This window comes from Acidisarcina polymorpha, from assembly GCF_003330725.1.
GTDB lineage: Bacteria > Acidobacteriota > Terriglobia > Terriglobales > Acidobacteriaceae > Acidisarcina > Acidisarcina polymorpha.
This window is the reverse complement of the sequence record NZ_CP030840.1, coordinates 1,921,746-1,942,040: the sequence shown is the minus strand read 5'-3', so window position 1 is coordinate 1,942,040 and position 20,295 is coordinate 1,921,746. Positions and strand designations below refer to the sequence as shown.

The 20,295-nt window shown below is 57.0% G+C and carries 20 protein-coding genes, 1 tRNA gene and 2 pseudogenes; 13 read left to right on the top strand and 10 right to left on the bottom strand.

Translation table 11 applies throughout. From position 1 onward, the window contains the following. Positions 1 to 115: 115 nt before the first annotated feature. Positions 116 to 856, bottom strand: a complete 741-nt coding sequence (locus ACPOL_RS08455) for an SDR family oxidoreductase (RefSeq protein WP_114206665.1) — start codon at positions 854 to 856, stop codon at positions 116 to 118. A gap of 171 nt (positions 857 to 1,027) precedes the next feature. After that, positions 1,028 to 2,218 carry a cytochrome P450 gene (locus ACPOL_RS08450; RefSeq protein ID WP_161557261.1) on the bottom strand — a complete coding sequence of 397 codons (1,191 nt, stop codon included), beginning with the start codon at positions 2,216 to 2,218 and terminating at the stop codon, positions 1,028 to 1,030. Positions 2,219 to 2,560: 342 nt separating this feature from the next. On the opposite strand from ACPOL_RS08450, the gene ACPOL_RS08445 reads away from it, so the two are divergent. The 4 genes and pseudogenes from ACPOL_RS08445 (at position 2,561) to ACPOL_RS08420 (ending at position 6,477) form a co-directional block, all read left to right on the top strand. Beyond that, positions 2,561 to 3,229: an aminotransferase class IV gene (locus ACPOL_RS08445; RefSeq protein WP_161557260.1), complete on the top strand. Its 669-nt coding sequence runs from the start codon at positions 2,561 to 2,563 to the stop codon at positions 3,227 to 3,229. Positions 3,230 to 4,426: 1,197 nt separating this feature from the next. After that, positions 4,427 to 5,011 carry an anthranilate synthase component II gene (locus ACPOL_RS08430; RefSeq protein ID WP_114206660.1) on the top strand — a complete coding sequence of 195 codons (585 nt, stop codon included), beginning with the start codon at positions 4,427 to 4,429 and terminating at the stop codon, positions 5,009 to 5,011. Further along, positions 5,001 to 5,402, top strand: a pseudogene (locus ACPOL_RS36095) (hypothetical protein); the annotation flags it as partial. The gene ACPOL_RS08430 and the pseudogene ACPOL_RS36095, both read left to right, overlap by 11 nt. A 46-nt stretch (positions 5,403 to 5,448) precedes the next feature. Beyond that, positions 5,449 to 6,477 carry an anthranilate synthase component I family protein gene (locus ACPOL_RS08420; RefSeq protein ID WP_236657322.1) on the top strand — a complete coding sequence of 343 codons (1,029 nt, stop codon included), beginning with the start codon at positions 5,449 to 5,451 and terminating at the stop codon, positions 6,475 to 6,477. A 268-nt stretch (positions 6,478 to 6,745) separates the two neighbouring features. Here ACPOL_RS08420 and ACPOL_RS34585 read toward each other — a convergent pair. After that, positions 6,746 to 6,851, bottom strand: a pseudogene (locus ACPOL_RS34585) (IS3 family transposase); the annotation flags it as partial. A gap of 170 nt (positions 6,852 to 7,021) precedes the next feature. Then, complete coding sequence (locus tag ACPOL_RS08410) at positions 7,022 to 7,636, bottom strand: TetR/AcrR family transcriptional regulator (protein ID WP_114206656.1); 615 nt, start codon at positions 7,634 to 7,636, stop codon at positions 7,022 to 7,024. 125 nt (positions 7,637 to 7,761) lie between these two features. Between ACPOL_RS08410 and ACPOL_RS08405 the strand changes: the two genes are divergently transcribed. The 4 genes from ACPOL_RS08405 (at position 7,762) to ACPOL_RS33480 (ending at position 10,422) form a co-directional block, all read left to right on the top strand. Further along, complete coding sequence (locus tag ACPOL_RS08405; RefSeq protein WP_114206655.1) at positions 7,762 to 8,709, top strand: SDR family NAD(P)-dependent oxidoreductase; 948 nt, start codon at positions 7,762 to 7,764, stop codon at positions 8,707 to 8,709. A gap of 134 nt (positions 8,710 to 8,843) precedes the next feature. Beyond that, positions 8,844 to 9,587 carry an SDR family oxidoreductase gene (locus ACPOL_RS08400; protein WP_114206654.1) on the top strand — a complete coding sequence of 248 codons (744 nt, stop codon included), beginning with the start codon at positions 8,844 to 8,846 and terminating at the stop codon, positions 9,585 to 9,587. Between the two features lie 202 nt (positions 9,588 to 9,789). Beyond that, complete coding sequence (locus ACPOL_RS08395; RefSeq protein WP_114206653.1) at positions 9,790 to 9,996, top strand: hypothetical protein; 207 nt, start codon at positions 9,790 to 9,792, stop codon at positions 9,994 to 9,996. Between the two features lie 264 nt (positions 9,997 to 10,260). After that, the gene (locus ACPOL_RS33480) at positions 10,261 to 10,422 is read left to right on the top strand and encodes a hypothetical protein (RefSeq protein WP_161557257.1); all 162 of its coding nucleotides are present in this window, start codon (positions 10,261 to 10,263) and stop codon (positions 10,420 to 10,422) included. A gap of 41 nt (positions 10,423 to 10,463) precedes the next feature. Here the strand turns inward: ACPOL_RS33480 and ACPOL_RS08390 are convergent. Beyond that, positions 10,464 to 10,538 (bottom strand) — tRNA-Val (locus ACPOL_RS08390). Positions 10,539 to 10,832: 294 nt separating this feature from the next. Between ACPOL_RS08390 and ACPOL_RS08385 the strand changes: the two genes are divergently transcribed. The 3 genes from ACPOL_RS08385 to ACPOL_RS36090 all read left to right on the top strand — a co-directional run bounded on the left by ACPOL_RS08385 (position 10,833) and on the right by ACPOL_RS36090 (position 12,945). Continuing rightward, positions 10,833 to 11,522, top strand: a complete 690-nt coding sequence (locus ACPOL_RS08385; RefSeq protein ID WP_114206652.1) for an RNA polymerase sigma factor — start codon at positions 10,833 to 10,835, stop codon at positions 11,520 to 11,522. Positions 11,523 to 11,568: 46 nt separating this feature from the next. Beyond that, positions 11,569 to 12,057 (top strand): hypothetical protein, encoded by a 489-nt coding sequence (locus ACPOL_RS08380; protein WP_150132940.1) that lies wholly within the window; start codon positions 11,569 to 11,571, stop codon positions 12,055 to 12,057. 153 nt (positions 12,058 to 12,210) lie between these two features. Continuing rightward, on the top strand, positions 12,211 to 12,945 hold the full coding sequence (locus ACPOL_RS36090; RefSeq protein ID WP_114206650.1) for a DUF3106 domain-containing protein: 735 nt from the start codon (positions 12,211 to 12,213) through the stop codon (positions 12,943 to 12,945). An 80-nt stretch (positions 12,946 to 13,025) separates the two neighbouring features. Here the strand turns inward: ACPOL_RS36090 and ACPOL_RS08370 are convergent, their stop codons facing one another. Beyond that, on the bottom strand, positions 13,026 to 14,183 hold the full coding sequence (locus ACPOL_RS08370) for a citrate synthase (RefSeq protein WP_114206649.1): 1,158 nt from the start codon (positions 14,181 to 14,183) through the stop codon (positions 13,026 to 13,028). Between the two features lie 152 nt (positions 14,184 to 14,335). Continuing rightward, complete coding sequence (locus ACPOL_RS08365) at positions 14,336 to 15,466, bottom strand: NAD(P)/FAD-dependent oxidoreductase (RefSeq protein ID WP_114206648.1); 1,131 nt, start codon at positions 15,464 to 15,466, stop codon at positions 14,336 to 14,338. Between the two features lie 257 nt (positions 15,467 to 15,723). On the opposite strand from ACPOL_RS08365, the gene ACPOL_RS08360 reads away from it, so the two are divergent. Together ACPOL_RS08360 and ACPOL_RS08355 are read left to right on the top strand one after the other, a co-directional pair. Beyond that, positions 15,724 to 16,569 carry a hypothetical protein gene (locus ACPOL_RS08360; RefSeq protein WP_114206647.1) on the top strand — a complete coding sequence of 282 codons (846 nt, stop codon included), beginning with the start codon at positions 15,724 to 15,726 and terminating at the stop codon, positions 16,567 to 16,569. Positions 16,570 to 16,619: 50 nt separating this feature from the next. Further along, positions 16,620 to 17,153 (top strand): hypothetical protein, encoded by a 534-nt coding sequence (locus ACPOL_RS08355; RefSeq protein ID WP_114206646.1) that lies wholly within the window; start codon positions 16,620 to 16,622, stop codon positions 17,151 to 17,153. 49 nt (positions 17,154 to 17,202) lie between these two features. On the opposite strand, the gene ACPOL_RS08350 is transcribed toward ACPOL_RS08355, so the two are convergent. From ACPOL_RS08350 to ACPOL_RS08340, 3 genes are all read right to left on the bottom strand, one after another. Beyond that, positions 17,203 to 17,835 (bottom strand): hypothetical protein, encoded by a 633-nt coding sequence (locus ACPOL_RS08350; RefSeq protein ID WP_150132939.1) that lies wholly within the window; start codon positions 17,833 to 17,835, stop codon positions 17,203 to 17,205. Positions 17,836 to 17,957: 122 nt separating this feature from the next. Further along, positions 17,958 to 18,713 carry a bestrophin-like domain gene (locus tag ACPOL_RS08345; RefSeq protein WP_114206644.1) on the bottom strand — a complete coding sequence of 252 codons (756 nt, stop codon included), beginning with the start codon at positions 18,711 to 18,713 and terminating at the stop codon, positions 17,958 to 17,960. Between the two features lie 46 nt (positions 18,714 to 18,759). After that, positions 18,760 to 20,187: a Gfo/Idh/MocA family protein gene (locus ACPOL_RS08340; RefSeq protein ID WP_114206643.1), complete on the bottom strand. Its 1,428-nt coding sequence runs from the start codon at positions 20,185 to 20,187 to the stop codon at positions 18,760 to 18,762. Positions 20,188 to 20,295 lie beyond the last annotated feature (108 nt).

Here is a 20,295-nt window from a genome sequence, read left to right as displayed (position 1 = left end):
AACTGGCGGCTCCGACTCCAAATGGGCCGGGCGACCATCGTAAGAACCCTTCCTCGAAGGAGGAATGCTGCGCAGAACAGAAACGTTTGTCGCCCCGCGCAGCATAAGGCAGAACTTACCAAGGGAGTTCTTGACCGTTGTGAACGAATTTGCCGTTGGGGCCATCCAGTCCGAGCAGAGCAACTTCGACGCTGGTCTTGGCACCATCTGCCACTTCCAACTGAGCGTGCTGGGTGCCGAGTTCGGTCTTCACCCATCCGGGATGAACCGAGTTTACCTTGATGTTCGTGTCCTTCAACTCGGCCGCGAGGTGAACGGTGAACTGATTCAGGGCGGTCTTGGAGGCATTATAGGCAAAAGCTTTCATTGGCCCAATCGGGCTGTTGGGCATCGACTGCAGCGTTAAGGAGCCGAGGATGCTCGAGAGATTAACAATTTGACCTGCCGGGCTCTTCTCCAGCAACGGAAGGAACTCGCGTGTGACAGCGACGACGGAGAAGAGGTTGATATTGAACACTCTCTGGAGCTCATCTTCACTCGTCGAGATGGTGTGAGCGTTTAGGAGTCCGCCATCGCCTCCGATGCCTGCGTTGTTAATCAAAATATCCAGTTTGCCGAACTTTTCGGCAACGAACGAGGCGGCAGCCTTGCGATCCGCGTCCTTAGTGACGTCAAGAACCACTGGGTACGCATCAATGCCTTCAGCAGCAAGCTTATCGGCGGTTTCCTTCGCCGATTGGAGACTTCTTGCGCCGACTACAATCGTCACGTGCTTCTGTCCTAGTTGGCGAGCTGTCTCAAATCCAATTCCACGGTTCGCGCCCGTAATGAGCGCCACCTTCTTATCATTAGGCATATTGCCCTCCTAGTTGCATTGGATAAACTGGCTTCTTTCGAGATTCATAAAAACGACCAGTCGGATGTATTTTTGTGCCCGGCGATTGATGGCCTTACGCCTCACAAGTTCTGTTGCCATAGGTATCTGTGGAGAACTCGGTGGGGCGTTAGTCTTCAATTTTATCCAGATCTAATCGGTGTCCACCCACAGCGTCCTGATTCCATTGAGGCTTACCAAAGATTTGCGAGCGGGAAACTCACCTTGCGTGAGCCGAAGCTTCGGAAACCTGGCGAAAAGCAATGGGATGGCAATCTGCGCCTCCGCGCGTGCCAGCGGCGCTCCTATGCAGAAGTGACTGCCCCCGCCAAAAGATGAGTGGTATGCGTCAGGTCGCGCGATATCGAATTTGCCAGGATGAGGGTGCGCCGAGGGATCATGGTTTGCTCCAAACAGGAGCAGCGTAATAGGTTGACCCTCTTCTATATCCACTCCACCGATGTTCATAGGTCTGGTAGCTATGCGACTGGCAGTGGTGACTGGCGAGTCATACCGTAGAATTTCTTCGATTGCGTTACGGGTCAGTTCTGGCTGTGCCCGCAGCTTGGCCAACTCATCCGGATTTTTGAGGAGCGCCAGCACGCCATTCCCTATAAGATCAGTCGTTGTGAGGTTTCCCGCGATAAGGAGCAAGTAGCATAAACTGATGATTTCGGCTTCGGTTAGCTTCTGGCCGTCTTCTTCGGCCGATATAAGGTTGCTGATGAGGTCCGTTCCACGGTCTTTGCGACGCTTTTTGATTATTTCGGCAAAATACTGCTGCAGAGCTTCACGCCCCGATGCCATGTTAGCGGACTCCTCCTTAGTGCGTCGAGGGTTGAAAACGTGGCCCTGGCTGTCTGACCAGCGTTTAAAGTCTTGTTGATCGCACTCGTCGATGCCCAGCGCAGCGGCAATGACAATTGTCGGGAGCGGGTTTGAATAAACCTCAACAACGTCGAAATGCCGCGGATCGGGAATGCCATCCAAAAGGCGATTCGCTACTTCGAGAATTCGCGGCCGCATAGCATCGGCGGATTGCAGGTTGAATGCTTTGGCTACTAGACTGCGTAGGCGCTTATGGTCCGGATCGTCCGCGAATAGCATACTCGGCCGATAGTTTTCATCGATCGTATCTATCATGCGCGCGTATGAACCAGGACGAGATTTGCGCGGATCTTTGGCGAGCGCGCGGTGATTTAATACCATGTCGATATCCTCAGCACGAGTCAGCACCACCCTGTCGAATTCTCGATCTCGATACACAGGCTCGAAGGATCGGAGCTGGTCAATGTACTCGTTGGGCTGATCGCGAAACGTCGGATCTAACGCTGATAAACTCATACCTGATGGTATCGGACACTTGGTCTCGCTCATGTTTAATCATTCCCTTTTGAACATTTGTCGTTAGTCAGAGATGCCAAGCTTGCAGCGCCCGACAATCGTTAGGCAGATCAGATGACGTCCTTACCGTCTGAGAGGTCAGAGCGAGCGTTCTCTTCTGGTGAAACCCACACCACTGATGTTTATTCCTGAACCAAGGAATGATTCGCGAAGGCACCGGGTTCTGTCTTCACAATGCTCATGTTCTGAGGAGAAGGTTGGTGCCGCATCGCTCCAATCGTTCTGCCATGATTTCGCAGTAAACTGCATCCAGAGATTAGACAGTATGGGGTGGCAGAATTCGTGGGGAACAAGATTATTGAATCGCCGGAGTTCGAGCTGTTTGAGACTATGTATGGTACTTCGACGGACGGACTTCGTCATTTAGATCGCCATCTGGGTAGGCTTACACGCAGTGCGCGCGATCTGGGCTTTGAGTGCGATATCATTCGGTTGCATGACGAAGTACGGCAATTCGAGGCAAGCCTAACTCATGGAGTGCCGCATCGAGTAAGACTCTCCCTGAAGAGATCTGGTGAAATTCATCTGCAGAGCGTGCCAATCGAGCCGCTGCGCGACGAACCAGTAAAGATTTTTCGCGCACCTGATCTGGGGTTTCTTCCTAGGAACTCGCTGGATCCGCTTTTGCAGTACAAGACATCTCTGCGTGGCGACTACGACCGAGGCTGGCAGCTTGCACAAGGTCTCGGAGGCTTTGACATGCTGTTCTCCAATGAGCGTGGAGAGTTGACGGAGGGTGGGCGTACGAACGTCTTTCTGCGGATTGACGGCAGTATTTGGACGCCCCCACTCAGCTCCGGGCTGCTACCCGGAATTATGAGAGGAGTATTGCTGGATGATCCAAAGTTTGGAGCTGCCGAACGAGTGTTGCCATTCAGCGAACTGGCGCGAGCGGAAGAGATCATGATTTGTAACTCTCTTCGAGGCGTCCTTCATGCAGTGCTTGTCTAGCTATCGCGTTATTAAGGTACCGAAGTAAATGGCAGGAAAATGATGATGTTGAGGCGACTAGGGGCGCTGCAAGAGCTTTTCTGGCTTGCGGAGCATCAAATGGAGGTCATTCTGGCACGGCCTTTGAAGTGGAGGGCGTGATCACCCCCGCGAGGTGGCGTGAAGTCCTCGATTCCGTATAGCAGCGCCTACCGCTCAGGACTGCTTGCGTCCGGCGGGATAGCAAAAGCATACCGTGTCTCTACTCGCAAAAAGGAAACCAGGTTCCTCCATCCGAGGACTCTCTTCATGAAGGAACGCCTAGGAAGAACGCCCGGGATTGATGTGGAGCCCCGCATCAGCCAATCTTTGGAGAAGAGCGCGGTGGCGTTCGGGGAATTGCACTTCCAGAGCATCCGGTACACACTGGGCTCGCTGAAGATGTCGTGCGTTGATAGGGGATGGGGGCAGCACGTTGCGCCTGTCGATTCTGACGGACGCGAGGGTGGACCTTCTAGTAGACAAGTTGTTGCAACTGAAAAACCCCCTTCTCGAAAAGGTGTTGATTGTCGATCCTGATACTTGTGAGGCTATGGGAGACGCTCGGATCGGGGAGATATGGCTCGCCGGAGACCATGATTACAAGGGCCTAAGCCGAGAAGAGGCTGTTGAAGAGCAAAGGGAATGTATAGCAAGACTAGATGATTTGCCGGTGGCCTTCTTTGGCTACAGCATGGGAGGATGCTTGCATGGGAGTTGACCCGTCTACGCATGGCATCCGGCCTCAGTCTTCCGCAGCGATTGTTGGTCGCGGCCAGTGCTGCCCCGGAATGCGCAGTGAGGATATCCGCCTTCACGAGCTGGACGACAACGCCCTCTTGAGGGCACTGGATGATTACAATGGCACACCTAAGGAAAGTTTGCGGGATAATGAGGTGATGGAATTGTTGATACGAGTGGTTCGTGCAGATAGTGGACTGCTCGCAAATCACACAATTGACGCACGGCGCCAGTCTGTTCCGGTACCAATCGACGTTTTGAGTGGTACCTGATGAATCGTTCGCGACCAAGAGTCAGGCTGAAGGGTGGCGACAAGAGACATCGGCTGGAATTCGTCTTTACTTCATTGATGGAGATTATTGTTTCATTCACTCAGCTAAGAAGAGGGTAATCTCAATCTTCAATGAGTGCTGCTTTCGACCAGACTAGAGGGTGCCTATGAATATTCTGCTCGTCGACAACTATGATTCATTTACCTATAACTTATACGACTTGATCTACCGTGTTTCCGGTTCGAGGGCCCGCGTCGTCAAGAACGACGAGTTAAGCTTCGCAGAAATTACGGAGAGTCCAGTAGACTGCGTGATTCTTTCTGCTGGTCCGGGCCATCCTCGCCGACGTGAGGATTTTGGAGTGTCTTCGGATATTCTGGCCCGGCTGGATAGGCCTATTCTTGGCATTTGTCTGGGGCATCAGGGAATAGCGGAGGTCTTCGGCGGTAATGTGGCGCGAGCCAGGGTTCCGGTCCACGGACTCACAGAGTCTATTTATCACCACGGCACATGTCTGTTTGAAGGGATTCCCCAGGGAGTCAAGATGGTGAGATATCACTCTCTGATTGTGACGGACAGTCTTCCGGAAAGCCTAAAGGTTACCGCGTGGACTGAGGATGGCCTAGTCATGGGAATTCAGCACACTACGCGAAGGATGTTTGGAGTTCAGTTTCATCCCGAATCCATCTGCTCCGAGCATGGAGAGACACTAATGAATAACTTTTTAAGGATTGCGAAAAGTGAAGTATGACTGTGTTGTTAGTAGAGTCAGGACCGATGCTACGGTGGCAAATATTTTTCGCCACTTCTTTCTTGAGTCCCAGCATAGTTATTGGTTGGATTCTAGTCGTGCTGATGAGACATACGCTCGCTTCTCCTTTATGGGAGATGATAGCGGGCCACTGACACACATGTTGAGTTATCGCGTAAGCGAAGCAACTACGGTACGATATCCATCCGGGGAATCAAGTATTCATGACGAGGACATTTTCACGTTCCTTGAAACCAGATTAAGCGAGTCTACGTTGTTGGCTCCCCCCGCGTTGCCGTTCGAGTTTTGTGGCGGCTACGTCGGGTATCTGGGTTACGAGCTAATGGCCGTGACCGAGCATGTTTATGGTAAACCTGCGGGCCTTCCAGACGCCCGGCTGATGTTCTCAGATCGGTTTCTTGCCATAGATCATGCGAATGGTGTTGTTTATTGTGTGTGCCTTGCATGTCGGAGATGCAACAAGCGCAACTGCGTGGTTGCACAGTGTTGGTCAACAGCTGGAAGCTCTCTCTACGACGACGCGCATCCCCCGTCGTGTCGAACTGTGCCAACCACAGTCGATCGAGCCCTATTTGCTATGTGATAGAGAGTGTTATCTGCAGAATATAGCATTATGCAAGGAAAAGATCGAGGCTGGAGACTCGTACGAAATCTGTCTTACAAATCGCGTGCGGGTGCCGACGCAGGCAACAGACAATGCCCAGCTCTTCGAGACATACCTGACACTGCGTGAGATCAATCCTGCGCCATATGCCTGCTATCTCAAAGATGAACAATGCAGCATCTTATGCAGTTCGCCGGAGCGCTTCCTAAAAATAGATCGGCGAGGCCAGGTTGAGGCGCGGCCGATCAAAGGCACGATGCCACGCGATCCCGATCCGGAGCGGGATGCCGAAAATAAGGACCGCTTGAGAAGTGATAAGCGCTTCTTCAGCGAAAATCTCATGATCGTAGATCTCCTTCGCAGTGACTTGAGTCGATCTTGTGTTCCGGGGACTGTTACCGTGCCTGACATTATGAAGGTTGAATCGTACGCTACGGTGCACCAGTTAGTCTCCACCATCCGCGGAGATCTGCAAGGGAGTGTATCGCAATGTATAGCACGTTGCTTTCCGGGCGGGTCGATGACGGGCGCACCCAAAAGAAGAACTTTGGAGATCATCAACGACATTGAGGGTGAACCACGGGGCGTCTATTCTGGCGCGATTGGTTACCTCTCAATCAACGGCACCGCGGACTTAAACATAGTTATCCGTACAATTGTCATCGACAAGGACCATGCGGAGATCGGAGTGGGCGGAGCTATAACTTACCTTTCAGATCCTCAACAAGAGTACGACGAGATGCTCCTCAAGGCGATAGCCCCGTTCAGCGCGGTCGCACAATTGATAAATGTTGACGTGCCGAGACCGTCGCCTGTCTTGGCGGAGGACGTGGCAATATGAAGTGTTGTCGCTCGAAAGCTATGCGGAGAAAGAATTCGTTTTACTAATCGCTATTGTGCCGGAAGCATCTCGATCCCTTTCGAGGTTGGTGGAGATGAGTGCCCGTAGTCTTCCGCCGTGTATTCAAGAATGGGCTTCCGATTGACCCGCCCGGGAACTAAGCCGCAGGAGGTAGGAAAGTTCGGCCTGCGTGGTTTCGATTCGTCCTGCCCTAGCGGCACACGCTGTCGCTGCGCCCATTGCTTGCGCTTCAGGGTGCGCACGATAAGACCCTCTTCGATGTAGATCCGGTAGATGCATTTGGCGTTCACTTCCCAACCCTCGCGCTTCAACAGCACGGTGAGCCGGCGATAACCGTAGCGCACGCGACTGGCGGCGAGTTCGCACAATCGCACCCACGGCGCGTTCTGGGGATCGTGATGGTGCTCCTACCGCAGGAGGTCAGGCCGCGAAACCTGCAGCGATCGCACTGTATAGGTCTTTGCGCTTTGCTCCGGATGAGCTCCGACCGCCACGGTAGGAGGGAGTTGACTCCGTTAACTCGTCAGACGCGGCGCGGCAGGAGCACCACGTCGGTCGCTTCCTCAGCATCTTTGAGGAGCGTCTTGCGTGGCGTTCCTATATGAGCCCGCATGGTCAGCCCACGGGCTAAATCCGCGACCTGGATGGCACGGGCGGCTACGGGGAAGTCAGACGGAATTTCACCTGCGCTGATCCCGTCCCGGAAACGGCGCTCCAGCAGCGCCGCGCCGCCCATGGCTGCGTTCTGCAGGAAACGCTGAACCTCAGCGTCGTTCACAAGCGGCGCGACGCACAATAGAAGGCAGCCCCGGGCGGATCCTTTCTCGGTCGCACTTTCGACGTTGTATCTCAGGAAGCCCGCAATTGAGTCGCGAAGATCCGGCGGCGCGAAGAGTGCCTTCGCGGCTGATGCGCCCTTCCTTTCTGCGTATGCTCTAAGGACGCGTAAGAATATCGCCCGCTTATCCCCGAAGACGGCATACAGACTTGGCCGTCCCACGCCCATCCCGACGACGAGATCGTCAATCGTCACTCCGTCATAGCCCTTCGACCAGAACACCTGAATCGCCTTATCGATCGCTCCCGTCTCATCGAAGCTGCGCGGTCTTCCTCGCGGCCTGGCAGTGTTTTGAATCATATAGTTCTAAACTCCTTGACACCCTCCATTCTACCAATATAGAACTAAGTAGTTAGTAATTAGCAAGCTGGCCTTGGCCTCGTGCCCTTCCGGGGCTACCTTCCCCTTTCACCAAGGAGCAAGTCATGAAAAAGTCGCTCGCTCTCGTCACTGGCGCCACCTCCGGGCTGGGTTATGCAGCAGCCGGCCTGCTGGCCAAAGAAGGCTGGTACGAGATCATCGTCACCGGGCGCAGCCTGGAGGGGGCCCAGCAAGCGGCCTCTCAACTCGCGGCTGAGAACAAAACAGTGATATTCACGCCGCTTGAGCTGGAACTGAACACGCCGGCCAACGTTCAGGCCGCCCTCGCCTCGCTGGTCAAGCGAGAGCGGACGATCGATTTCCTACTGCTCAATGCCGGATTGGTCCCAACCAAGAAGCGCGTGATCACTGCGGCGGGCTTTGAGGCTTCTCAGGCCCCGCTGATTGGCCATCATCAACTGACTGTCGGATTGCTCCGCGCCAACCTGCTGAGCCCCAACGCGCGGATTGTTATCGCCGGTGCGGAGCCTGCCCGCGGGGGCGTACCCATGTTCAAGTACACCGACGTGCCAGCCTTCGCGGCCAAATACTACCAGGGTGACCGAATTGCGGCTGTGGAAGCCCTGCTCCGCAACGGGCCGAACGTGAAGTACGTGCCCAACAATGCGTATGCTGACGCGAAGCTCATCATCGCTTGGTGGTCCGCGGCGCTGGCCCGCCGGCTGCCCTCCGGCATGGCCGTGTACGCCGTATCGCCGGGCGGGGCGACCGACACGAAGGTGGCGCGAAACGCAGGCCCGTTGTTGAAGTATCTGTTTATCCCAATCGTGAACCTCATTCCCGGCATGAATCAGACGCCGGAGACCGCGGCCCGTCGGTACCTCCAGGCGTCGGAGTTTGGAACCGACGTCTCAGGGCAATTCTTCGCCTCGGCTCAAGGGAAGTTCTCAGGCCCTATTGAGGCGCAGCGCCACCCACACCTCCACGATCGCGCCAGCCAGGAAGCCGCGTGGAAGGCTGTCGTCAAGGTCTCCGGCGTGGACTTGTCTTAACCCAGCATCCTTGAACGCCGGGTCTAGAAGGAGCGCTGATCGGCGCGTCGCTGGACGCAAAACAACATCGCCACTTCCTTAATTTGGAATCACGGCGACAAAACGAACAACAACTATTCGCAAGGAGAATTCAGATGAAACGATACGAAGGTAAAAAAGTGGTAATCATCGGCGGCACGAGCGGCATGGGGCTCGCTACGGCGAAGATGCTACTTGATGGAGGCGCGCGTGTCGTGGTGACGGGCCACTCGAAGGAAGGCCTGGAATCGGCGCAGAGAGAGCTTGGGAATGAGGCCATCGTAGTTTCGAGCGACGCACGGTCGTTGACGGACCTCGACGCACTGACCCCTCGGGTGAAGGCTGAGTTCGACACCATCGACTTGCTGTTCGTCAACGCCGGGTTCAGCATCCGATCGCCTCTCGAGAGTATCACCGAGGCCATCTACGACGAGATGTTCAACCTGAACGCCAAGGGACCGCTTTTCGCAGTGCAGAATCTCGCGCCGCTCATTAACCGGGGAGGCTCTGTCGTCCTCACGACCTCGATCGCCAACGTCAAGGGAATGGCAGGCAACGCCACATACGGCGCCGCCAAGGCCGCGCTGCGATCATTCGCTCGGACGCTGGCTGCTGAGTTGATTCCTCTCGAGATTCGCGTCAACGCGGTCGCGCCCGGTCCCATCGACACGCCGATCGTCGAAAAGGCGTTTCCCGGTGAGGCAGCCGCTCAGATTAGGGAGAAGATGATTGGTATGGTCCCAATGAAGCGCTGGGGGACGTCGGAGGAAATCGCGAAGGCGGTCCTCTTCCTGGCGTTTGATGCGACCTTCACTACCGGCGCCGAACTTCCGGTCGACGGAGGATGGTCTCAACTCTAGGGCATCGACCATCCAGCAGGGTGCTGTTCATCGAGAACGGCCTTCAATGACTCCCATTATCATGGCGCGCTGGATGCAATAGCGAGCGCAGTGGAGGCGGCTCGGTCGTCGCCACTGCGCGCTCCGTCCAAGAGGAAACATCGTATTTGGCGCGACCTTCATAACCGGAGCGGCGTTCCACGGTACAAGGAGAAGCCACAAGATGTATTACTTCGTAGTAACCTGTTTGGTCGTTACTTATCTTTCAGCGAACGTATACGCGATCGTGAAGGTGCGGGTCTTTGAGTTAGCCCGATCGCGCAAGGATCTCCTACTCTATGGCGTCCCGTTCCTGTTGTGGGGTTCTCTCATCCTTTTGGGATGCAAGCTCATGGAGATCATGCACCGATTCGAAAAGTGGGCTGCGTGATAGCCCATGGAGATGACTTTTTGCGGACAGAGCTCCGAAAAACTCAGCTGACAACCGAAGTGCATTATCGACCCCGGATACTAGCGGCAGGGCCAAGTGTTGTCGATTGACAACTCCAGGCCGAGGCACGTTTCCAGCATAGCCAGCCAAGGAATACGCATTGGCGATTCGCCAGTTATCAAAAATTCGGCGAGATTCCCGTCTGGCCTGACAGTATCTGCCAGAAAATCCTCCAGCCTATGGCCCGAAAAGTGGGAGGAGCTAATGAGACACGCTAAGGTGAGCACCACTATGGAAATCTACACCCATGCAGCAATGGACAAGAAGCGGGTCGCCCAGCAGAAGGCTGTCGACCATTTACTCAGCCGCGACAAGGACGGAACCCAGGTAAGACCCTATGTTCCCAAATTGTTCCCAGAAATGTGATCCTGTTCCCAGATCACACTCGCTAAGTCGTTGATGGGATATGGTGGGCGCAGCAGGATTCGAACCTACGACTTCCACCGTGTGAAGGTGGCACTCTACCGCTGAGTTATGCGCCCTCTGAGAACCCTTCGTCGCCGATGGGAAGAGCTAGGTTAAGAGTAGCATCCGCAGAAGTCCTTTGCCAACGGAGCGGGGGCGTCGATGGAATCCTGCAGACGTGCCCGATATCGACCGCTTTGCTGGTCAGAAGGTACACTGAAGAGCCAAGCCATGCTCTGCTTTCCCTCCAAATCGTTAAGTCTGCGCATCGTATTCTCAAGAACCAAGTTCTCTTATGGGAAGCGCCTGAATCCCCGCGGGGATACCGGGATTTCCCGCAACCTTAGGCCTACACCGGGGTTGGTACAAGCATGGCAACCATCGTTCTCAATCCGCCGTCATTTCACACTGCGCCATCTGAGAGGCTGATGGGCAGTCACGCGCATCCGACCGCCATGGTTGACTGGAGCACGCTTAGCGATGCTGAGATCATGCTCCGCGTCAGTGCCGGAGAAGATGCAGGCTTCACTTACCTCCTGGAGAAGTATCGCCGGCCGATCGTGAGCTTCATGTTTCGCATGGTCCGCAATCAGGCGGTCGCCGAGGAGTTGGCGCAAGAGGTTTTCCTGCGAGTGTACCGCTCAAGGGAGAGCTACCGGGCGGAGGCGAAGTTTACCACCTGGCTCTACCGCATCGCGACCAATCTGGGAGTGAACTACGCCCGCGACACCAGATACGAACGGGCGGCTCAGAATATTTACCTCGACCAGCCCGATCCGGAAACGGGAACGACACCCGATGTCGCCGACAGCCGGCCGACGATCGAGTTGGAGATGGTCAAGGACGAGCGGATGAATGCGATCCGCCAGCATGTGCTGGCGTTGCCCGAGCGGCAGCGGGCTGCGGTGCTAATGCACAAGTATCAAGGAATGGACTACAAGCAGATCGGCGAGGTTCTGAAGCTGAGCGAATCTGCAACCAAGTCTTTGCTGTTTCGCGCTTATCAGACGCTGCGCGAGCGGCTCAAGGATTTTGTGGCCAAGGATGAATCGGACAAATAGCGGTCTGGCTGGGGGATTTATGAACTGCCAAAAGATAAAGTTGAAAATGGCGGATCTGCTGCTCGATCCGCAAGCGGTGTCCACGGAGGAACGCCGTCATTTGGCGGAGTGCGCCGAATGCGAGCGCGAATTAGCCGAGCTTCGGCAAACGATGGAGATGATGGACGAGTGGGTAGCGCCGGAGGTGAATCCGTTCTTCGACGCGAAGCTGTTGGCTCGGCTGCGGGCCGAGCAGCAGGGCCAGCCAGCCGGGTTTCTGGAACGGCTGAAGGCACGCTGGATGTACGGCAGCAATTTCCGGATGCAGCCGCTGATGGCGGGCGCGTTGGCCACGATCCTGGTGCTGAGCGGCGGCGCGTATGCCGATCTGGCATGGCAGCATGCACACCAGTTCCAGGAATCGGCGACGGTGCGGGACCTGCAGTCTTTGGATGGCAATGAGCAGGTATTTCAGCAGCTGGATACGGTCGATCAGACGGTCGATCAACAAGATCAGGATTCGGGCGCGTCGTCTTCCTCGCCAACGAATGATTGAGGCGGTAGGGGCGAATTGCGATGATCGCTGGGTAGTCTGCGGTTAAGATGGCGGAGCCCGCGTTACTCGATGAGTTGACCCCGGAGTTCACGACGCAGCTTTTATTTCGCAGCATTTATGGGAGACGGCGGAACTCCGGTTTAGGGGAAAGAGATGACATTCCGAGCAGGATTCGGTACGCGCGGCACGGAAGGAGAGCCATGTCCAGCCTCCGAGCGCGCGGTTGTGTCATCCCCCAGGGCTTATCGCTTGTCTTTTCTGCGCTCAGCCCGAGTTGGTATTGCCCTGTGGACTCTGTTGGGTGTGGCCTGCCTGTCCGCCCTGGGGCAGCATGGGCATTCATCGCCTCCTCCATCTGCTCATGCCTCGGCACCCTCGCACCCTCCAGCCGGAGCGGGGCGCTCGGGTCCTCCGGCTCGGCCTGGGAACCAGTCCCGGCCGCCCAGTCAGCAGCATTTGAATGAATGGCTGCAACACAATCAGGGACTATCTCCGCAGGAACAGGCGCGTAAGCTCCAGCAGGAGCCGGGTTTCAATCGGCTGCCGCCCGAACAGCAGCAACGCTTGACCCAGCGATTGAACCAGGTCAACCGGATGCCCCCCGACCAGCGCGAGCGGACGCTCGAGCGGGTCGAGAACATCGAGCGGCTGCCGCCAACGCAACAGCAGCAGATCCGCGGCTCGGCAGTGCGACTTGGTCAGCTGCCTCCCCAGCGGCAGCAGGTCATGAGGGACGCAATTCGAAGTTTGCGCAATGTGCCGCCAGGACTAAGGCAGTCCGAGTTGAACTCGTCCAAATACAGCGGGCTCAGCCCCGAAGAGCGAGGCATTGTCGGAAACTTGCTGACGGTTGAGTCGTATCATCCAGCTCCGCCGCCCCCGCGGTAGCGGGCGTCCTCAACTCTCTCGAATGCACCGCCAAATGGAGCGGTGGCAATCCGGGAGTCGACTGTTCATGCGACTTGGGTTCAGCGCTGGGCTAGCGGGACATACGCTACTGGATACTCTGGGCCGATGTATTCAGCCCTTGGGCGAATCAGCCGGTTGTCGTCGAGCTGTTCAATCACGTGCGCGGCCCATCCGGCGATTCGGCTTACGGCGAAGATGGGTGTGAAGAGGTCGATGTCGATGCCCAACATGGTGTAGGTCGAGGCGGAGTAGAAGTCGACGTTCGCGTTGAGCTTCTTCTCCTTCTTCACGTACTGCTCAATGGCGCGAGACATGTCGAACCATTTGGAGTCGCCCCTGGATTTGCCAAGATCTTCGGACATCGTGCGCAGATGGGTGGCGCGAGGATCTTCGGTCTTATAGACGCGATGGCCGCAGCCCGGGACCTTCTCTTTGCGAGCGAGCATGGAGGCGACATAATCGAGGCCGTGCCGGACAGGGTCGGCGCCGGACAGTTTGGCCTCTTTGTCGATAGCGAAGAGCAGACGCATGACGTTTTCATTGGCGCCGCCGTGCAGTGGCCCTTTGAGGGCGCCGATCGCTCCGGTAATCGCGGAGTGGACATCCGACAGGGTCGCAGCGATGACCCGGGCGGCGAAGGTTGAGGCGTTGAGCTCATGGTCGGCGTGGAGGATGAGGGCGACGTCAAGCGTCTTGGTCGCGGTCGCGGAGGGCTTCTCGCCCGTGAGCATCCACACAAAGTTGCCGGCGTGCGAGAGCGAAGGGTCGGGCGCGGGCAGATCGAGGCCCTTGCGGATGCGGTCGTAATAGGCCACCAGCATCGCGATCTGGGCGGTCAAGGAGAAGCTCTTGCGGACATTCGACTCGTGGTCGACGGCCTTCTCATCGGAGTCGTACATGCTGAGCGCGGAGACAGCAGTGCGAAGGACTTCCATCGGCGTGGCCGATTTCGGGAAGCTTTTTAGGAGCGCGATGATTTCAGGTGGCAAAGTGCGCGCTTCGGTGAGCCTCTGGTTGAAACCTGCGAGTTCGGCCTGGTTGGGAAGCTTGCCGAACCAGAGCAAATAAGCGGTTTCCTCGAAGGTCGACTTAGGAGCGAGCTCGTGGATATCGATGCCGCGATAGGCGAGAACGCCGGCTTCGCCATCGATCCAGCAAATGGCGGAGTTTGCCGCGACAATTCCTTCGAGTCCCTTGGCTGCTACCGCGGTCGCCATTCTGTAGTTCTCCTCTTGATCTTTTGCATGTCGCTTGTTGGTCTTCGGCGCCCGGCGCTGAGTCCGGGCAACTTGTTATGACTCTGGCTGCGATGTGAAACTTTTGCCTCGCGTTTCCCGGCGAGCTAGCCATTCGCCGGGCGATCTTTGATTTATAGCGCAGCAGTTGCGGGCTTGTCACTTGAGCGTGGGACAAGCCGGTCGAGGGGACGGGTATTCCCGGATCCAAAACGGGCGGGATCAAAGGGAGTGAGGTCGATTTCAGGTACTGTTCCGCGTACCAACTGGGAAAGGACGCTGGCAGTGCCGGGAGCGAGGAGGATCCCATTGCGAAAGTGTCCGGTGGCGATCCAGCAACGCGGATGGCCCATCTGGCCGAGGAGCGGAAGGAGGTCTGCGGAGGCAGGGCGCAGTCCGGCCCAGGACTCGAATACTTCAGCATGGGCGATGGGCGGCCAAAGCCGGGCCGCGGACTGAAGGAGCCGGGCAATGGCCTGAGGCTGGACAGTTTTGTCGAAGCCACAGTCTTCGACGGTTGCGCCGATGGTGACTCGGCCGTCGCCTCGGGGAACAACATAGAAGCCTGGTGTGCGCAGGACGATGAGCAGGTTCTGCTGATCTTTCAGGCGAACGGTCGTCATCTGGCCCTTGCACGGAGTGACGGCCGGATTGGCCGGGGAGAAGCGGCCGAGAGCGGGAGATGGAGCCCAGGCTCCGGCGCAATTGATGAAGTGGGCGGCAACAATAGGGGTCGCTGGAGTTTGGACGGTGACCTGGTTTTCTTCAGGGCTGATGGAGATGACCGAGGCGTTCTCGATCAGCTTGACCCCGGCGGCTTTGGCGGCGAGGGGCAGCGCCGCGCACAGATCACGCGGATCGAGGCTTCGTTCGTCGAGGCGAATAAAGGTAAGATTTCCAGCGATAAGATCGGGCACGAGCCGTCGGAGTTCCGGAGCAGTAAGAGCGGTTTGGGCGGGAGCTTCGCCGTAGGCAAAAGCCTGCAGCGTAGTTTGGGTGCGGAACGGGACTTTTCTACCCGAGAGCTGTTCTATCTGTGCGAGCCACGCAGGGTATTCGTGCGCACTTCGCTGGCTGAGTTCCCGAAGCTGGAAAGGATTTTCGGGATCGTTCGCGGCCAGCATGCCGGCGGCCGCCCAGGAGGCCTCCGCCATGGCTCGGGCCCGCTCGAGGACGGTGACGCGCAGGCCATGCGCGGCGAGGTCGAGTGCGAGCGAGAGCCCGATGATGCCGGCTCCGGCAATAACTACATCCGCTGATTCCACCAGTCTATTTTAGATGACGGGGGGTTTCGGCTCAGCGACAGACGGCCAGATGTCCCAGGATGCCCGGTCCATTTCCAGGACAACCTCTCCATTTACTGATAGCCTCTCCATTTTTCACTAGTGGGCATCAGTTTACGGGCCTCGGGCATATGCCTGGGTGTGGACTTTTAGCAGGCGCTTGCCGTCTCTGAAGAAGCGCGCTACCCTCGCGTATCTTGAAATCTGAGTATTCGTTGCAATGAAGGGAAGAAACATCGATGAATGACACACCAGTCGAGCCGGTAGTAGAACGGAGTTATTCGGGAGCTTTTCTTGCAATTGTGGCAGTCGCGTTTCTGGCGTCGATCGGCGGCTTGATTTGGAGCTATACGCTGTCTTCCCGACTCGCGAAGTCAGAGGCGGCCTTATCGGCGGCACAAGCGCAGAATGACAAGCTAAGCGCGGCGCTCGATCAGACCAATACGCAGTTGAAGGTAGAGACGCAGGAATTGGGCCATGCGGTTGGTCTGACGCAGAAGCAACTGGAGACGCGGGCGCAAGACCTGATTCGCCGCCAGGAGGCGGATGCCAAGCGTCTGGAGAGCGAGCAGGCGGCTGCGAGCCAGGCGGCGACCCAGCAGATTGGCGCGGTTTCGAGCGCAGTTTCGAGCGTCAAGACCGATGTTGGCGGGGTGAAGACGGATGTCGAAGCCACTAAAACTGAACTCAAGACGACCCAAGCGCAGCTGCAGAGCATGAAGGGCGATCTCGGGGTGCAGAGCGGGTTAATCGCGACGAACCACGATGAACTTGAGATCCTCAAACACAAAGGCGACCGGAACTACTACGAATTCACGCTGAACAAGGACAAGAAGCCGCAGCCGGTTTCGACGGTGAGTCTGTTGTTGAAGAAAGCGGATCCGAAGAAGAACCGCTACACCCTGGTGGTCATCGCGGACGACAAGCAGATCGAGAAGAAAGACAAAGGTCTGAATGAGCCGGTGCAGTTCTACACAGGCAAAGACAAGATGCTGTTTGAATTGGTCGTGAACAACGTGAACAAGAACCAGATTGTGGGCTATGTCTCCGCGCCAAAGAATGCGCCCCAGCCAGTGACGCCATAGCGGGAGTTGTGGGGCCACGAGGAGTTCACGGGGAAGAAAGTGCTTGAGAGATGGACACGATGAGAGGCGCGGTTTTCACTCTAGTTCTGGCTTGGCCGGTGGCGGCGATTGGGGGAACGCGGCCGGTGCCTGACGCTTGTACGGGCGCGGTCAATCGCAACCTGGTCAGCTTCATCGGCGCCAACATGAGTTCCTACCAGGGAAATGGCGAGGCCCACCTTGATAACGTGATGGTCTGCGGAACCGCGACCCGCCCCTCGTTTTCGCAGCATTCGAGCGCGCGTACTCACCATGGCGGACACCAGGTTCTCAGCCTCACTGCGCCTACTGAGGACGGACGGAGTCTGCTCGTTGAGATCGTCACCAACGATGAGCTTGACGGTAAGGTGACTGCCCAGACCGGAGATGCAGTCTTCGCTTACGGTCAGGCTTATATTCCGTCACCCAATGAGCACCGGCCCGGCGATGTTCACTTTGCCGCCGGTATCCACGATACCCACTGCGCGACACATCAGGGCGCCGACGATGGATGGGTAGTCGTTGCTAGGACGCGCTATCCGCCGAACTCCTGCCCGGTGCGGTAGGTAGCCCACCCAGCGCCGCTCACCTTTCCCGTCGAACGCCGACCTCCCTCTACTGGGGAGCGGTCAGGACTAGATCCTTCTGATGAAGGAAGGAGATGGTGATGTCGAGCGAACGGCGCAGGTCCCATTGTTGCTTGGTGATCGGGTAGTTGAAGACCAACTCCCCTTCAACCGAGCCACCGGCGGGAATGGTGGTGTCGCGAAGCAGTGGTGGTTGTTTTATAGGGACAAGATCGGGATAGGCGACAAAGACCCGGTTGAAGTCGGTAGGGTTGGCAGCCAGACTACGCTGTTCTTCGCCCGGAAGGCTGAGCACGGCGGACATATCGGAGAGAAAAAGTGGTCCATGGCTGCGATTGTGAAGCCGTACTTCAGCGACGACCACGATCTGGTCAAAGGTCTGCTCGACCTTGGCGGCCGCTGGGGTTGCTTCGAGGGCACTGTTGGAGACTCGGTGAACAGGATAGGCGGTGAGATGCGCCACTTCTCCGGCAGCCACTGGAGGCTTTTCTCCAAAGTAGACATAAGCCCCGATCACGAGGAGGACGACCACCGCGGCAGCGAGGATGTTCAGCAGAGGGTTACCGCCGCGACCGCCCTGGAAACTAGCCAAGGCGAGCCCTGGGAGCTTCGAGGGCGGCGGCGTTGGCGATGCCACCTGAGGGGAACTTTCAGTGGTCACGGTGTCTGCATTCTACCTTTTTTATTGAAGGTGGTGAGCCGGGATTGTTGAAGCTATGGGTCCTCCTTGCTCCCGCATGGCAGGCTGCGGCGGAGCATCGTTCAAACTTCCGGTCTGTTCGATTATGGCGCTTTGAGGCTGTCAGCCAGCGCCGCCAGATTTTGAGGCTGCACCCGGATAATGCCGCCGCGCGGACTATCGATGTCCGAGATCAGCAGGAAGGAAATTGATACAAGGAGCGGCAGGACCAGCGAGAGAGCGAGAGCCTTGCCATGAGCGCCATAGCCTAATAACACGTTCGACACGATGGCGATGATGTACAGGAGCGCCCAGGCCGCCTTCGGAATGCGATTCCACCAGGCTGCCTGGGTATACCCCTGTGAATTCAGTACGTCGTTCATGCCGGTAGCGGCGACTGCAGCAAGCGGAGAGGGATTCGCCTTGGCAGAGGCGGCGAGAACTGACCATAGCTGGTTCTGGATGCCGGTTGTGGATCGATTGACCTGCGGAAGCTTGTCCTGATCTGCCTTGTAGAACTCAATCCGCAGATCGGTGTATTGACGCAGAAGGGTTCGCAGGCGAGATGCATCCTGAGCCGGCAGGAAGTCGGCGCGAACGTATTCGGTCCCGATTGCGTTGGCCTCTTCCTCTTCCAGGTTTTTTCTAAGGTCATAGCGAGTGGTGGCCATGGAGAAGGTGAATCCGATGATCAGGCCAAGCAGGGTCAACGTCGCGCCGACAATGATGCCATAGTCTTCGCGCATCGACTCGGGAAGCTCCCGCCTGCCGCCGCGTAGAAGAATACCCACCCCGGCGCCAAGCCATAGGAGCAGAAAAGTGACGACAAACAAGCCCAATGGATTGTCCAGAAACATCATCGGTAAAAGGCTCCTTCGAGCAGAGGTACAGTGACGGCTTATCGGCCTAAGTCTGGGTCGCGATCGCGGAAGCGGCACGATCTTTCCAGTGTCCGCGGGTGAAGTCGGGGAACTTCACCGGCGCGCTGCCGTTCTCGACGGACACGCGGCTCAACGGTCCGGGTGCCGACCAAGCAGCGGCATCATAGACATCCATGTCGGGTGGCAGGCCTTGTTTCATGCATTGGAGCAGGCGGTAGAGCATGATGTAATCCATGCCGCCATGGCCGCCGAGCTTCTTGGCTATCTCGCCTTCTTCTTTCCAGAGTGGGTGTTGATATTCCTTCCACTTATCGATCGTCCCCCATGCTTCTTCTCCTTGTTGACCGTCGAAGTAAATGCGCGGCGGGTAGTCGGTGAAGATACCCTTAGTGCCGGCAATTGTGTTGACTCGGCTGTAGGGCTGGGGATTGGAGACGTCGTGCTTGAGGATAATGTTGAGCCCATTGGCGGTTTTGATCAGCGAGGTGTTGAGATCGCCGGTGATGTAGCGATCGGACCAGTGAGGATTGGACTTATCGATGTGGTCCTTGCGGTATAACTCGAGTCCGCGCTGGGGTGTGCTCATCGAGACAAGATAGTCGAAGCGATCGCCGCGCTGAATACCCATATAGTTGGCCACCGGCCCGAGGCCATGAGTGGGGTAGAGGTTGCCGTCGCGTTCGGTATGGACGGCGAGCCGCCAGAGGCCTTCGCCTTTACCGGAGAAGAGTTCCTCGCGAAGATCATGGAGATAGGCGCCCTCGCCATAGAGCAGATCGCCGAAGAGCCCGGCGTGCGCCATGCGAAGAATCAGGGTCTCGTTATAGCCATAACAACAATTCTCGAGCATGGTGCAATGGCGCCGGGTTTGTTCGGAGGTGTTGACGAGTTTCCAGCAGTCCTCGATGGTAGTGGCCGCGGGAACCTCGACAGCTGCATGTTTGCCGTGAGTCATGGCGGCGACTGCCATCTCAACGTGCCAGTTCCAGGGAGTCGCGATGATAACCAGGTCGAGGTCGTCGCGGGCTACGAGCGCTTCGAAGACGTGGTCGCCGGCGGTATAAAGAGTGGGTGATTTCTGGCCGGCTTTCTCGATCAGACCTTTGGCGTTGCTGGCTTTTTCAGGGACTACGTCGCAGACAGCGAGGACGGTGGTGTTGGCGCCGAGAAGATTACCGAGCAGGCTGGTGCCGCGGCCGCCGACACCGATGATCCCGATTCTTGGGCCATCCGGGGAAGTCGAACGCTCATAAGCCATGCCGATTACGGTGGCATGGGGCGATCTGGTTTCCTCACTCTCCTGCGTGTCCGCATTACCAGAGGACGATGCCGCTGATTTTGCGGCATGTAAAGGAGTGGCAGCGATCGTGCCCGCGACGGCGCTCATCGCGCCGACGCGCAGGAAATCGCGGCGAGAGGAGCTTTCGAGTGAGTCGTGAACTTCTTTGCTCATAGACTGTCCTTGAGTTTGATTCGGGATGTCGATGGTTATGGGGAAACGGGTAGAGCCTCGTTCTCGCGGCAGCCTTCTACCCGGCCCAAGCGCCAAATCGAACTTCGC